The organism is Bacillus paramycoides, from assembly GCF_001884235.1.
Taxonomy (GTDB): Bacteria; Bacillota; Bacilli; order Bacillales; family Bacillaceae_G; genus Bacillus_A; species Bacillus_A paramycoides.
On sequence record NZ_MAOI01000101.1, the window covers coordinates 35,609 to 49,771 of the forward strand.

The window sequence follows — 14,163 nt, forward strand, 5'->3', positions numbered from 1 at the left end:
ATATTTATCTAAAATCTTTGATCCTTTTTGCTAATTATTCTAACTATTTATTTCATCCCAATCTTTTTGTACATTATTAATTTCCCATACACTTCTTAACTTTTTACTACAATAATCCTTAATATTTTCCGAATTTTCAATATCACTCGTGGATTTAAATCATTAAAGCTTGATAACATCTCACGTACCCGTCTTTATATAAACACACATAAAAAAGCCCTTGTTTTCATAACAAGGACTCTTTTATTAAACTATTTCGCTACCTCTTCTTTCGGCATTACCATACCTTTATAAAGTTGGACAGTAATCCAGTAATAAATGAAATAAATTACTAAAAAGATTCCTATAGGCATCCATACTTTTACAAACGGGTCAACTAATATAAAGCTAAATAAGTTAAGACCTACTAACACGTGGGAAATTCCAATGATCGCTGGGAAGATAAATAAATATGAAATCTCTTTATATATACTTTTTGTTAACATACTACGTCTCACACCGATTTTTCGTAACATTTCATAACGTCGTACATCACGAGAAGCACCCGTTAATATTTTGAACATAAGGGAACTTGCCATCATTGCTAAAAATGCAATTCCAAGGAAAAATCCCATAAACATTGTTCCGCTCATGAAGCTATTCATGAATTGATATATCGTCATTTTCGTAAATAGATTTACTTCTTCACCAGTTGTTTTTTCAATCATTTCTTTTTGTCTTTTATCTATATCAATCAACAACGGTTTATATTTTTTCATATCATCTACTTTTGCTAACGTTACAGTATGTTCAGTTCCTTGAATTCCTTTATAATGCTCTTCGTCTGCAATTCTTACAGGTTTTCCGTTAAATTGATTATGGGTAATTTGTATCTCTCTTACAATTGCATCCTCCCAATCTTTTGGCATACGCGGAAGTTTATTTGCTACATCCGGAGCTTCCAAAGCAGAATATACAGGTTCAGTTAAAGGCTCCTTTACACGTTTACGAGCAGGCTCTTTTAAAGTTTTTGTATCAAAATGATCGGAAACAAGTGGTGGTTTCGCAGTTAAATCGTTACGTAAATAATACACTGCTTCTCCATCAACTTTATACTTATATTTCCCTTCTTCTATAATATTCATATCTTTTAATGCCGCTTCATCTTTTTCATTTGGATCATGTATTACGACATCATATACACGTGAAAAGTCTGTCATAATGCCTACATTCTTTTGAAACGCCATACCTGCTGTCATCGCACCTGCGCCTAATGCAATTAACATCGCAACCGTGCCTAGTACTCTCGATAAACTAGTTACTCGAAAACGTAACTGTGCATAAGTAAAACTATTTAATCCCGTTTCATTTCGTTTTTTATTCCCCTTAATTTTCATCACAAAAAGTGGGAGTAATGAGCTGAAAATGAAATACGTTCCTAATGTCGTAACAATTGTCGCTATTATAAATCCTAGTTCAGCAAATAATTTTATATTTACCATAAAATAATATCCTGTACTTACTAGCAATACACCTAGTACTGTCATAATAACAGTGCGGGTTTTACTTTTCTTAACCTCATCTTGCGTTTCATCTTCACGTATTAACTCTAATTCTGTTTTACGTAATAATCGGAAACTATTCATTAAACCAGTAATGAAAAATAATATTAAGAAGAAAATAGATGTAACTAATATAGCTGGTGTGTATACAGATGCATAATTACCTTTTGCTGAAATTTCCATTCCGTTCATTAGAAAATTCCCCGCTACACTAGCAAGTACTATTCCTACTAGAATACCGATAATAATACTGACAATACCCATACCAAAAGTTTCAACAAATAATAATTGCGCTACTTTTTTCTTTTTAGCTCCAAGCATCATATACATACCGAGTTCTTTTCTTCTTAATGTAAGTAAAAAAGAATTGGCATATATGATATAAAAAACTGTAATGAAAGAAAGTAATATTGCACCAACCCAGAAGACGAGCCTAATACTACTAATGAGACTATTATCTTTTGTAAATTCACTATTCATTGCCATCGTTTGGAACATGTAAAATATACTAATACTAATGACTAGACCAATAAGTAAAACCATATAATCTTTTAACATCTTTTTCATACTATGACGTGATAATTTGAATAACATAGTCTTGCCCCCTTACTTAGACTCAGCAGCTGAGCCCATATGAGCAAGCACACCTAAAATGTCTTGATAGAAATTTTCTCGTGTTCCTTGACACTTTAACTCTTTATATAGAAGACCATCTTGAATAAATAAAATACGCTCACAATAACTCGCACTAAACGCATCATGTGTAACCATTAAAATACTTACATTGTGATTTTCATGTAAATCTTGCATTGCCTCTAATAAACTTTTTGCATTTTTACTATCAAGTGCGCCGGTCGGTTCATCTGCTAATACAATTGCTGGATTATGTACTAAAGCACGTGCTGCCGCTGTTCTTTGCTTTTGCCCTCCAGAAACAGCAGTCGGATATTTTGTTAATATTTCAGTAATCCCTAATTTCTTTGCAACCTCATTTACTTTTCCAGTAATCTCACTTGACGGTACGCCTTGCAGAGAAAGTGGTAAAGCGATATTTTCATAAATTGATAAGTTTTCTAGTAAGTTAAAATCTTGAAAGATAAACCCTAATTTTTGAGAGCGAAAATCCGATAATGCATTACCCTTCATAGAAGTAATATTTGTGCCAGCTATTGTAACGCTACCACCTGTCGCTTGATCAAGTGTACTAATCACATTAAGTAATGTCGTTTTTCCAGATCCAGAAGGACCCATAATCCCGACAAATTCTCCTTCTTTAATACTTAACGATACACCCCTTAACGCTTTTGACTGATTTTCATTCCTTTTTCCATACGTTTTTTCTACACTTTCTACAGTAACTACATTTGTTGACATCTCTTTCACTCCATCCCTTTTGTATAATATTAATTTCTCATATATTTCTTATCTTTTTCTCATGTAAATCCTTAAGAATTTTTTAACTTTTCAAACACAAAGAGATACATAAGTAGCATGAACCTTTTTCCTACTTCATCTTCTCACTTTTCTAAAACTCGTTCATTCGATTTCTCTTACATTTACCTTACATTTTTGTAAGGTAAAAAAGAAAACACACCACTTTATAATGGTGTGTTTTCTTATCAACTCTATTTTCTATTTTTTATTTCCTTTTTTATACTTTCCACAAATACATCTAGTGCAACAATTTCTGACTTCTCCTCACCATATTTTCTCACATTTACAGCTTTGTTTTCCATTTCCTTATCCCCAATAACAAGAACATAAGGAACTTTTTGCATTTGCGCTTCTCTTATTTTATATCCTAATTTTTCTTCTCGCATATCTCGTTCAACACGAATACCAGCTTGAACTAATTTATCTGCAACCTCATTTGCATATTGTACATGGACTGCATTTGAAACTGGAATTACTTTCACCTGAACTGGTGCCACCCATGCCGGGAACGCGCCTCCAAAGTGCTCAATTAATATTGCTAAAAAGCGGTCTAAAGATCCTAAAACTGCTCGATGAATGACAACTGGTCTTCTCTTTTCATTATTCTCATCAATATAATTTAAATCAAATTTCTCTGGCATTTGGAAATCTAGTTGGACTGTTCCGCATTGATGACTTCTATTTAAAGCATCTTTAATATGGAAATCAATTTTCGGTCCGTAAAATGCACCGTCACCTTCATTTAGTCTATATTTATAATTTAATGATTGTAATACATTTTCTAATGCTGCTTCTGCTTGCTCCCATAATTTATCGTCTCCCATTGAATCTTCTGGACGAGTAGAAAGCTCTACTTCATATTCGAACCCGAAAGTTTTGTAGACGTAATCAATTTGCGCCAGAACTGATTTAATTTCATCTTCAATTTGTTCTGGTGTTACAAATAAATGAGCATCATCTTGGCAGAAAGTACGAACTCTTAATAATCCGTTTAAAGCGCCACTAAATTCATGTCGATGTACTTGACCGAACTCACACATGCGTATCGGTAATTCGCGATAAGAATGCAATTTATTTTTAAACATAAGCATATGCCCTGGGCAGTTCATCGGTTTTAATGCAAAACTTTTATGATCTACTTCTGAGAAATACATATTGTCTTTGTAATGTCCCCAGTGCCCTGACTTCTCCCATAATTCTTGGTTCATCATAAAGGGAGTACGCACTTCTTGGTAATCATACTCTTTTTGAATTTCTCTTAGAAACGATTCTAACTCATTTCGAATAATCTGCCCTTTCGGTAAATAAAACGGCATTCCCGGAGCCTCTTCAGAAAACATAAACAATTCAAGTTCACTACCTAATTTTCGATGATTTCTCTTCGCAGCCTCCTCAACAAAATGCAGATACTCTTCTAATTCTTTTTGAGAAGCAAATGCAACACCATATATACGTTGAAGCACTTGATTGTTACTATCCCCTCGCCAATATGCACCTGAAACGTGAGTTAATTGGAATGCTTTCAAATAACCTGTAGATGGTAAATGTGCTCCTCTACATAAATCTACAAATTCACCTTGTTTATATAGTGTTACACTTTCCTCATTAGGAATTGCTTCTAAAAGCTCTAATTTCAAGTGATCGTTCATTTCTTGAAATAATTTTTTTGCTTCTTCTCGAGAGACCTCAACTCGTTCTATCTTTACATTTTCATTTATAATATTTTTCATTTCTTTTTCGATTTTCGGTAAATCTTCTACGTTTACACTACTTGGAAGATCCATATCATAATAAAATCCATTTTCAATAATAGGCCCTACTCCAAGGTTTACATTACCATAAATTCTTTTTACAGCTTGCGCTAATATATGTGCCGCAGAGTGTCTTGCAATTTTCACCCCTTCATCTGAATCCATAGTAATGATTTCAACTTTCGCATTTTCTTCAATGTTTCGACATAAATCAAAAGGCTTATCATTAACTTTTCCTGCGACTGCTTTCTTTTTCAAACTACTGCTAATCGAGCCTACAATTTCTTCTAAAGTAATTCCTTTCACAAATTCTTTAACACTACCATCTGGAAATTTAATTTCAATCATCTGTTCTTTCATTTTTCATCTCTCCATTTCATAATAAAAAGCACACTCATCCCTAAAATAGGGACGAGCGTGCTTATACCCGTGGTTCCACCCAGATTCCCATCGTAAAAATACAATGGCTTCTTTTACGGTAACGTCGTTTACACGGCACTAGATACTTGATTTCCCCAGTGCAGCTCTAAGGTGGTAAGTTATTTTTCTGCGTTAGGAAGTTCTCAGCTTTCCTTCCTTCTCTGTATAACCGGTTAAAATAACTCGTGTCCTTTTCTTCGCTTATTATGAAATTGAATGCAAAAAAGCATATTCATCCCTAAATATAGGGACGAATATGCTTATATCCGTGGTTCCACCCAGATTCCCATCACAAAAAACATAATGGCTTCTTTTGCGATAACGTCGCTTACACGGCACTAGATACTTGATTTCCCCAGTGCAGCTCTAAGGTGGTAAGTTATTTTTCTGCGTTAGGAAGTTCTCAGCTTTCCTTCCTTCTCTGTATAACCGGTTAAAATAACTCGTGTCCTTTTCTTTGCTTTTAAAAGTCCATCCATTAATTGTTATTTAATATATCTTATTCATTTTATTTTTGCAAGTGTTAAATAATATTATTTATTTAACTTAAAAAAGTGACACCCAAAAAATTTTGGTGTCACTTCTCAATTTTACCAATCTTGTGGTTCGTAATTTAAGTCTGAAAATAGGCGTTTTTTCTCTTTTTTCGTTAAATCTCTCCACTGTCCAACTGGTAAATTATTCAACTCTATATTCATAATTCTCGTACGCTTTAACGTGTATACTTGATAACCTAAAGCTTCACACATACGGCGAATTTGACGATTCAGCCCTTGTGTTAAAATAATTTTGAACTCATATTTTGATAACTGTGTGATCTCACAAGGAAGCGTTTTTGTTCCTAAAATTTTAACACCCGCTGCCATTTTCTCTAAAAACTCAGGTGTAATCGGCTTATCTACTGAAACGATATATTCTTTCTCATGTTTGTTTTCAGCACGTAAAATTTCATTAACAATATCACCATCATTCGTCAACAAAATTAAACCGTCTGAGTCTTTATCGAGACGTCCAATGTGACTAATTCGTAAAGGATGATTCACTAAATCGATAATATTACCTTTTACTGCTTTTTCACTTGTACATGTAATACCTACTGGTTTATTTAAAGCGATATACACATGGTCTCGAGCAATACGAAGTTGCTCTCCATTTACTCGTACATCATCACCTGGATTTACTTGGTCTCCAATTTTTGCAACCTTACCGTTAATAATTACTCTTCTCTCATTAATTAACTTATCTGCTCCACGTCGAGACGCTTTTCCAGCTTCACTAATAAATTTATTGATACGCAAGTTAGGCACATCCTTTTCATAAAAAATTTCAAGCTCACACTGCTTCTACCGTACAATACAAAAGGGTAAGCCTCCTATTTTAACTTAAATATATTAACATGAAAGGGTATATGACGTCTTCTATTAATTTCTTGTTTATAAGAAAATATCTTTATTATACATTCATTTATGCACTTTTTGCGCACTTAATATACAAGCCATTCTTCCTTACAAACCACTTGTTTTCCTTTTATCTCTTCTATATCTTCATGAGTGTTAGCTAATTTATATAACTCAGGAAAAATCTCTTCCACATAATTTTGATGCGCCATTTCATTTTTCCAATAAGTTAGCACTATGTAACGATTTTCATTTTTTAAAGACTTTCCAACTACTCCACCTAACATTCCATTTGCATTTTCCATTCCTTTATTCCAAATTGTTTCTTGTATAAATGAAAAATGCTTCTCTTTCCCTTCTTTCACATCACAAATTGCAACTCTTACAAATGATCCTTGTGTAATTACATCTTTCAAAGGCGTTTCTGTTATATCATACAACGTTTGAAACATCTCAATATTACAGGAAATATATGTACCTTCTTGATTACTATTTAGAAAAATTGTATCATGAGCATCATTCATGAACGAGTGATATGCATTTCTATCTTCCCATAAAGTATACACACACGCCTCATCTTCATTCCACCCACCAAATTGTCCATGAAATCCATCTAAATGCTGCAAATCACGCCATTTTTCTTGCGCCTCCGAAAACATTTCCCTTTTCTCTTCTTCCACCTTGCAAAATATTGTTTTTAGTAACATTTCTAATCCCCCTTATGATACGATCCATTTCCCACTTGCAATACTTTCTACTTTTCCACCTACACGAACATTAGTTTTACTCTCTACTACTTCAGCTTGTATATGTATTAAAGAAGGCCTATTTATCTCATGTCCTTGTTCAACACGCATATTTATTTTTTCTGTTCCAAAATAACGATATTTTAGAAGATACGCTGCTAAACAACCGTTCGAACTTCCAGTTGCTGCATCTTCTGGTATACCATAATAATCTGCAAAATCACGAACATTAAGATCATTTATTTCCTCATACGTTTCAGAAGTAAATACCATGATGCCTTTCGCCGCTAGATTCTCTATTAAATGAAAATACTTTTCTTTGTTTATATTTACTTCTTTTACTGCTGCTAACGATTTTAATGGCACAACAATTACAGGTAAACCAGTTGATACCTCTTGAACTGGATAACGACAGTCTATATTAGAAACATTAATATTTAATACGTTAGCTATAATATCCTTATCAATTTCCGATCCAAAATTAGGTTCATTTTGATTCATCCATAACACACCGTTGTCATTATGAAATATGACTTCGGCAGAGCCACCTTGAAAATGTAATATCACACTTTTCATTGTAGTAAGTTGAAGAATTTCTTTTCGTAATACAAATGCTGTTCCTAAAGCTGGATGGCCGGCATAAGGAATTTCTTCATTAGGTGTAAAAATACGTACATCATACCCATTATCTCTTCTCTTGCCAGATATGATAAAAGCTGTTTCTGCAAAATTCATTTCTTTTGCTATTGACTGCATTTCCTCACTAGAAATTTGATGACCATCCATAAATACTGCAAGTTGATTTCCTGTATACTTACCTTGTGAGAAGACATCTACAATATAAAAATCCAAATCCCTCGCCTCTCTTCTTTACTTAAATACCTTTTGTTTACATAATAAAATTATGAATCATTAAAATCGTATATTATTCAAATAATCCTCCGCTCTTTCTATTAACCAATCACCAAACGTATCTAAAAACGATGAAATTTCTTCTATATCTTTTATAGGCTCAATTACATATTGTAATGCCTTCCTCATATTCTTTTCTTGCTCGGGAAAATGTTTACTAAATAACTTATATGCTGGATATAAGTCCCTGGAATAAAGCCCTTCTCTATCAATTGTTAATGCTAGACCTGCTCTGACTACTATCTTCATAATCCAGCGACAGCAATCCTCTATATCATCTACGTCCTTATTATGAATTAACTCTTCGTGTGCTTGTTCAATTTGTTTCCGTAAATGAATGAGATGTTCATACGCTATCTCCTGACTTACTTTATATTTAGGTAAATATGCTTTTACGTCTTTACCTAAATATACATACACTATGTGTCTGGATCATAAAGCCTACAAAAGAAAAAAACTCTGAATTTGTTACTTCTTTTTCACTATAAAAACTTAACTCCACTCCTGATATACAATTAAACTGCTTTGCAATTTGGACTTCTAACTTCTTTCTCCAGCTTAGGTTTATTGCTTTAGGGTCCTTTCGAACTAATATAATCATATCTATGTCTGCAACCCCTTCTATTCCAATCCCTCTTGGAATAGAACCCCTAATATAAACACTATGCAAATTATCCCGCAACAATTGACAACAAGTATCCTTTATTTCTTGTATTACCTCCAAAAACACAGGCTGAATTTTATCAACATGTGCATCATTTATAATAAATCCTTCAACATCCACAGGACAAAAATGCCCTATTTTTTTTATTCTTGGCAATTTATCAACTCATTCCCCTTTAAAATATTGTTTTACTCCACATATAACATATATTATAATTCGAATAATTCAGAATTAAAAACAAAAAATAGGACGTAAACACTCCTATAGGGTCGTTTACGTCCTATCCCTTTTATCATCATTCATTTTTCAAATAAATAATAACTACTCCGTTCCGAATCATGTGATATTATTAAATCTTCATTATCCTGGTAAATATGTATTACTGATATTAGTACTGGAAAATCTTAAGCTACATTTACACATATGGAAGTAAAGCGAAAAACAAGATAAATTAAAGATGTGCGAGTTGTACACTGACAAATTTGTTAGTATTCGTAGAAGTCCGCCACTTCAAGTGTAGATAAGTAACAGATAGTTCAAGATACTACTTTTATATTGATAATCTACATAAAATCAGCATCTTTCAAATTATTCCGCATATCTTTCCATATGCTGTCTATATAACTTCCACCCATCCATTTCTTTCTTAAAAACTTCCATCGCTAAAACTGATGCTACTTTTTTATCCTGCAAATAAAAATCTACAATAGCAGATAATATCAGTTCGTTCTCCATTCTTAAACTATGTGTTAAATCTTTATATTTCCAATAAGGTTTTTGTCCTTCATAACTTCTTAATGTTTCAATATTATCTTCTTTATATGTATCGCCTCGGTATACCTCATAGTCTCTATCACTGTAATACCCAAAGTAACCAATAAAATCATCTGATACCCAACTATTTATTTTCTCAATGTTACCAGCATTTAAATCTTTACGATATTCCTCAACCGCACGTATGGCTTCGTTCTTCATAGAATATATCCCCTTATATTTTCTTATACCATTTTTGTATTCTCTTCTATAAAACAAAACACCTTCTTATTATAGATTGAACTTAAATTTTCAATGTTTTTCTAAATACAAATAGCCATAAACAACTTAGTAAAACCGCATTGTCTATGGCTCATTCCATTTACTTTTCAAATAAGTAATAGGTAATTTCTCCTGGATAATGTAATACAGTTACTATCCGATCCCCTTTTTTAAAACTAACAGTATGCCCGTTTTCCCCTAAGTTCTCCCATCCACTTGCCTTCGTAATAGGCATTACACTTATATATTTATAATTCTCTTCGTTATCATCGTTAATATGTATTGCAGACATTGGTACTGGAAAATCTTCAATTATTGATTCTTTGTTCATATATATGAGCGCAAATAAACCAACTAATAAAATGACCATTGCAATAATCGAAGCTCGTCTTTTTCTTTTCGTTTCCACTTTAAATCCCCTTTTTTCACATATTATCTTTATCATTTTACTACTTTTAACAACATTATTGTTATATATTATAATTATGAGTTTTTATAATTTGGAGGCGTTACACCTTGAAGAAATTACTTTTTAACAAATGGTTGCTTTTTGTTTCTATTGCTATTATTGTCGGTACTATTGTCTACACAACTAAAAATCAAAAAAGCAATGAAAAAGTAACTGTAGAAACCGTTGATACAACAACTTTCCGGACTACATTGCAACCTAAAATTAATGAATTGACTACTAATTATAATACTGTAATTGAAAAAGATTGGTTGCCTGCTTGGGAAGAGATTAATACTTACGGAGATTCAGTAAACAAAAATAAACTATTAGTTACAATGAATGCTATTTCCAAACAATATGAAGTAATAATTAAAGAAATAGACAGTATAAAGACTGAGGAAAACATAACAGATGCACATATACAAGAACAACTAATTTATTTCACAACTGAATTTAAAGCTGCATCGAATTTCATGAAAAATGCAGCGGGTTTGATCATAGATGGATACAATAACTCTACTCCGGTCAATGAAACAATTGAAAATACTAAACATGCTTTAGGGCTTGCTGATCAACATATTGTCATTGCATTATCTACATTAAATGAAATAGAAGATAAATTAGGGATATCAAAAAAATAAGTTTGTTTACTATTTTAAAATAAAAAATGATTGCAATTCACTTATTGTGTATCTATAATGTGTTTATTGATTATATATACTTATAATCAATGCATTTAGTTATTAATTTTATAATTCGGATGAACCATTCAGGAGAAGGTCTATTGATCTACCGACGGGGCAAAAAGTTGCTGAACCAACTTTGAAACTCTCAGGTCTTGGTTACAAGTAGAACTGCATGGGGACGAATCTCTGGAGAGACTCCCTCTCGCTTTTGTATAGCGCGGAGGAAAACGAGCACCGAAGGAGCAAATCCGCTACATTAGCGGATAATCTCTCAGGTAAAAGGACAGAGACAAGCGAAAGAAAATGCCGATTTGTATCGGTTTATTTTTCTATCCCTTGTTTCTCCAGAGACCATTTCATTTACTTGAAGTGGTTTTTATTTTTTCTAAAAAAGGAGAATAAAGATGGAGACAGTAAGTAAAGTATTAGAACAAATTAATCAGTATGTGTGGGGATTACCGACTTTGTTATTACTCGTTGGTACGGGTATCATTCTCACAATGCGTTTAAAAGGTTTACAGTTTAGTAAACTATTATACGCTCACAAACTAGCATTTAAAAAATCAGAAGATACATCATCTTCTGGAGATATTAGTCACTTTCAAGCGCTCATGACAGCTATGGCCGCAACGATTGGTATGGGAAATATAGCCGGTGTAGCAACTGCTGTTACAATCGGTGGACCCGGCGCAATCTTTTGGATGTGGATTACCGCTTTATTTGGAATGGCAACAAAGTATGCCGAAGCAATCCTTGCGGTGAAATACCGTGTTAGTAATGAAAATGGTGAATACTCCGGTGGACCAATGTATTATTTAGAACGTGGTTTAGGCAAAAAATGGCTAGCTGTTTTATTCGCTATATTCGGTACAACTGCTTCTTTCGGTATCGGTAATATGGTTCAATCTAATTCAGTTGCAGAGGCAATGCGAATCAACTTCTCTTTCCCTCCTGCATTAACTGGTATACTCATGTCATTCTTAATCGCTATCGTTATTTTAGGCGGTGTAAAAAAGATCGGTAAAGTTACTGGATATATCGTTCCTATTAAAGCTTTCTTTTATATAATCGCTGGCCTTATTATTATCTTTTATCACTTTGATCAAATCCCAGAAGCATTTTCACTTATTTTTTCTGGTGCATTTCAAGGGACAGCGGCGGCTGGTGGTTTTATCGGAGCAACTGTTGCATCTGCAATTCAAATAGGAATGGCGCGCGGAGTATTTGCTAACGAGGCTGGTTTAGGTAGTGCACCAATTGCTGCTGCGGCTGCAAAAACAGATTCCCCAGCAAAACAAGCTTTAGTTTCTATGACTGGTACCTTTCTAGATACATTTATTGTATGTACAATAACAGGACTTGTATTAATTACAACAGGTGCGTGGAAATCAGGTAAAACTGGCGTTGAAGCTACAACATTAGCATTCCAATCCGTATTCGGCACTGCTGGTAGTATGATTCTCGGCATCGCCATTATATTATTCGCCTACTCTACTATTTTAGGTTGGTCGTATTACGGTGAAAAGTGTGTAGCTTATTTATTCGGACAAGGTGCTGTACGATATTATAAAGCAATCTTTATCGTTATGATTGCTATTGGTGCTAATTTAAAATTAGGTGTTGTATGGACTTTTGCAGATATTGCGAATGGACTTATGGCGATTCCAAACTTAATTGGTCTAATTGGATTAAGTGGTATCGTTGTCGCTGAAACCAATCGCTTTTTACAAGCAGAGAAATTGAAGGAATTTAATAAAAAACGTGCAAGTTAATTTATTTCTACAAGGAATGGCTCATAAAGTGAGATCATTCCTTTTTCTTGTTATGCCCCTCTTTATTGTATAAAATATATCGTTTGCTTCTGAACTTCCGATTCTCTATCAGCTTTTGCAATTCCTATTTCTTCAATTAAACGCTTGCTTATAGCTTTATATTTCACATATGTTTCAAATTCCTTTTTAAATGGAAATGGCTTAACTCGAATTGTTTGTTTATCTGTCCATTCAGCAATTAAACGCTTATCATTATTTTCATTGAACATTTCTGTTCCCTCAAAACCCTCTTTAAATAAATCAATTTCATCTTCCTTTTTTACACCTGGCCTATTCATACATGTATATAAAGATAATTCATCACAAAACTTTAATAGTCTATAATGTTTATCAAACATAACCTGTTGTTTTTTTGTTAGCATTTTCAGAATTCTTTTTTGTCGATCCAATTCTTGTTTATAAAAAGACATCATCACTTCATCTTCCTCATTTAGTGGAAATGACAAAAAGTGTTTACTACAAAGCAACGCCCCGTATAGATTTGAAGCTTCAATTTCATTCAAACCGATTGTATAGAACACAAAACGTAATGAACTAGGACAATCCATAAATGTATATGGAATATTTTTTTCGTCATTCAAAATCGGAACTTTATCTAGTCCAATCCATCCTCTATCATGTTCATAAATCGCATTTATACTTTCCTTAAAATATAACTTTTCTTCAAAGAAGTCATCTTTTATATAGCTGGCAATTTCTCCAGCTAAAAATCCATGATCGTGTTGGCGAATTAATATCATCTCTTTCTCATTCTTTTCACGAAAGATCATAGAAATATTCTCCCCCTCAACCTTATTTAAAAACTTTTTGTATACATCAAATCATAATAAATCCCCTTAATTGCAGGGATTCAGTTTCTTTCAACGAAATTAAGATACTTATAGGATTCAGCATTTTTTCTATTAGTGAAACTTATTCCTTTCTTTCTACTTATTATACTAAAACTTTCATTCAAAAAATTTTATTATGAGGTGAAAAAATGAACAAAACAGAACTAATTAAAAACGTAGCACAGTCAGCTGATATTTCTCAAAAGGATGCTTCTGCAGCTGTACAATCCGTATTTGACACAATTGCTAATGCATTACAATCTGGCGATAAAGTTCAACTGATCGGCTTTGGAACTTTTGAAGTACGTGAAAGATCTGCTCGTACAGGGCGTAATCCGCAAACCGGAGAAGAAATTCAGATTGCTGCTGGTAAAGTTCCAGCATTTAAAGCAGGTAAAGAATTAAAAGAAGCTGTCAAATAAATAAGAAACCAGCCATTTTATAGGCTGGTTTCTTGTTTATTT

Annotated in this window: 12 protein-coding genes, 1 pseudogene, 1 riboswitch and 2 other annotated features; of the genes and pseudogenes, 3 read left to right on the forward strand and 10 right to left on the reverse strand. The window is 33.2% G+C overall.

Annotated elements, in window-relative coordinates; genetic code table 11:
• Nucleotides 1-251: 251 nt before the first annotated feature.
• The 9 genes and pseudogenes from BAU28_RS21190 to BAU28_RS21230 all read right to left on the reverse strand — a co-directional run bounded on the left by BAU28_RS21190 (nucleotide 252) and on the right by BAU28_RS21230 (nucleotide 10,345).
• Nucleotides 252-2,135: an ABC transporter permease gene (locus BAU28_RS21190; RefSeq protein WP_071719872.1), complete on the reverse strand. Its 1,884-nt coding sequence runs from the start codon at nucleotides 2,133-2,135 to the stop codon at nucleotides 252-254.
• Nucleotides 2,136-2,147: 12 nt separating this feature from the next.
• Nucleotides 2,148-2,915, reverse strand: coding sequence for an ABC transporter ATP-binding protein (locus BAU28_RS21195; protein WP_071719873.1), 768 nt, complete (start codon nucleotides 2,913-2,915; stop codon nucleotides 2,148-2,150).
• A 251-nt stretch (nucleotides 2,916-3,166) separates the two neighbouring features.
• On the reverse strand, nucleotides 3,167-5,086 hold the full coding sequence (thrS, locus tag BAU28_RS21200; protein WP_071719874.1) for a threonine--tRNA ligase: 1,920 nt from the start codon (nucleotides 5,084-5,086) through the stop codon (nucleotides 3,167-3,169).
• 44 nt (nucleotides 5,087-5,130) lie between these two features.
• Nucleotides 5,131-5,353: a binding site (T-box leader), on the reverse strand.
• 36 nt (nucleotides 5,354-5,389) lie between these two features.
• Nucleotides 5,390-5,613: a binding site (T-box leader), on the reverse strand.
• A gap of 123 nt (nucleotides 5,614-5,736) precedes the next feature.
• On the reverse strand, nucleotides 5,737-6,444 hold the full coding sequence (gene rluF, locus BAU28_RS21205; protein WP_025150719.1) for a 23S rRNA pseudouridine(2604) synthase RluF: 708 nt from the start codon (nucleotides 6,442-6,444) through the stop codon (nucleotides 5,737-5,739).
• A 185-nt stretch (nucleotides 6,445-6,629) separates the two neighbouring features.
• On the reverse strand, nucleotides 6,630-7,250 hold the full coding sequence (locus BAU28_RS21210; protein WP_071719875.1) for a DUF4937 domain-containing protein: 621 nt from the start codon (nucleotides 7,248-7,250) through the stop codon (nucleotides 6,630-6,632).
• 12 nt (nucleotides 7,251-7,262) lie between these two features.
• Complete coding sequence (locus tag BAU28_RS21215; RefSeq protein WP_071719876.1) at nucleotides 7,263-8,141, reverse strand: PhzF family phenazine biosynthesis protein; 879 nt, start codon at nucleotides 8,139-8,141, stop codon at nucleotides 7,263-7,265.
• 60 nt (nucleotides 8,142-8,201) lie between these two features.
• Nucleotides 8,202-9,021 (reverse strand): annotated as a pseudogene (locus tag BAU28_RS21220) (nucleotidyltransferase).
• Nucleotides 9,022-9,453: 432 nt separating this feature from the next.
• Nucleotides 9,454-9,840, reverse strand: a complete 387-nt coding sequence (locus BAU28_RS21225; RefSeq protein ID WP_071719877.1) for a DUF4440 domain-containing protein — start codon at nucleotides 9,838-9,840, stop codon at nucleotides 9,454-9,456.
• 160 nt (nucleotides 9,841-10,000) lie between these two features.
• A complete protein-coding gene (locus BAU28_RS21230) occupies nucleotides 10,001-10,345 on the reverse strand; it encodes a hypothetical protein (RefSeq protein WP_071719878.1) in 345 nt (114 codons plus the stop codon).
• 71 nt (nucleotides 10,346-10,416) lie between these two features.
• Here BAU28_RS21230 and BAU28_RS21235 point away from each other — a divergent pair, with 71 nt between their 5' ends.
• Nucleotides 10,417-10,992 carry a hypothetical protein gene (locus tag BAU28_RS21235; RefSeq protein ID WP_071719879.1) on the forward strand — a complete coding sequence of 192 codons (576 nt, stop codon included), beginning with the start codon at nucleotides 10,417-10,419 and terminating at the stop codon, nucleotides 10,990-10,992.
• Between the two features lie 221 nt (nucleotides 10,993-11,213).
• Nucleotides 11,214-11,334, forward strand: a riboswitch (glycine riboswitch).
• 107 nt (nucleotides 11,335-11,441) lie between these two features.
• Nucleotides 11,442-12,809 carry an alanine/glycine:cation symporter family protein gene (locus BAU28_RS21240; protein WP_025150724.1) on the forward strand — a complete coding sequence of 456 codons (1,368 nt, stop codon included), beginning with the start codon at nucleotides 11,442-11,444 and terminating at the stop codon, nucleotides 12,807-12,809.
• A gap of 62 nt (nucleotides 12,810-12,871) precedes the next feature.
• On the opposite strand, the gene BAU28_RS21245 is transcribed toward BAU28_RS21240, so the two are convergent.
• Nucleotides 12,872-13,639, reverse strand: coding sequence for a DUF3891 family protein (locus tag BAU28_RS21245; protein ID WP_071719880.1), 768 nt, complete (start codon nucleotides 13,637-13,639; stop codon nucleotides 12,872-12,874).
• A 209-nt stretch (nucleotides 13,640-13,848) separates the two neighbouring features.
• Between BAU28_RS21245 and BAU28_RS21250 the strand changes: the two genes are divergently transcribed.
• Nucleotides 13,849-14,121, forward strand: coding sequence for an HU family DNA-binding protein (locus BAU28_RS21250; protein WP_001043905.1), 273 nt, complete (start codon nucleotides 13,849-13,851; stop codon nucleotides 14,119-14,121).
• The last annotated feature ends 42 nt before the right edge of the window (nucleotides 14,122-14,163 follow it).

Coding starts and splice junctions, on each gene's coding strand:
- BAU28_RS21230 (WP_071719878.1), bottom strand. CDS start 10,345: ATGATAAAGATAATATGTGAAAAAAGGGGATTTAAAGTGGAAACGAAA.
- BAU28_RS21250 (WP_001043905.1), top strand. CDS start 13,849: ATGAACAAAACAGAACTAATTAAAAACGTAGCACAGTCAGCTGATATT.
- BAU28_RS21210 (WP_071719875.1), bottom strand. CDS start 7,250: ATGTTACTAAAAACAATATTTTGCAAGGTGGAAGAAGAGAAAAGGGAA.
- BAU28_RS21195 (WP_071719873.1), bottom strand. CDS start 2,915: ATGTCAACAAATGTAGTTACTGTAGAAAGTGTAGAAAAAACGTATGGA.
- BAU28_RS21190 (WP_071719872.1), bottom strand. CDS start 2,135: ATGTTATTCAAATTATCACGTCATAGTATGAAAAAGATGTTAAAAGAT.
- BAU28_RS21240 (WP_025150724.1), top strand. CDS start 11,442: ATGGAGACAGTAAGTAAAGTATTAGAACAAATTAATCAGTATGTGTGG.
- BAU28_RS21245 (WP_071719880.1), bottom strand. CDS start 13,639: ATGATCTTTCGTGAAAAGAATGAGAAAGAGATGATATTAATTCGCCAA.
- BAU28_RS21225 (WP_071719877.1), bottom strand. CDS start 9,840: ATGAAGAACGAAGCCATACGTGCGGTTGAGGAATATCGTAAAGATTTA.
- thrS (WP_071719874.1), bottom strand. CDS start 5,086: ATGAAAGAACAGATGATTGAAATTAAATTTCCAGATGGTAGTGTTAAA.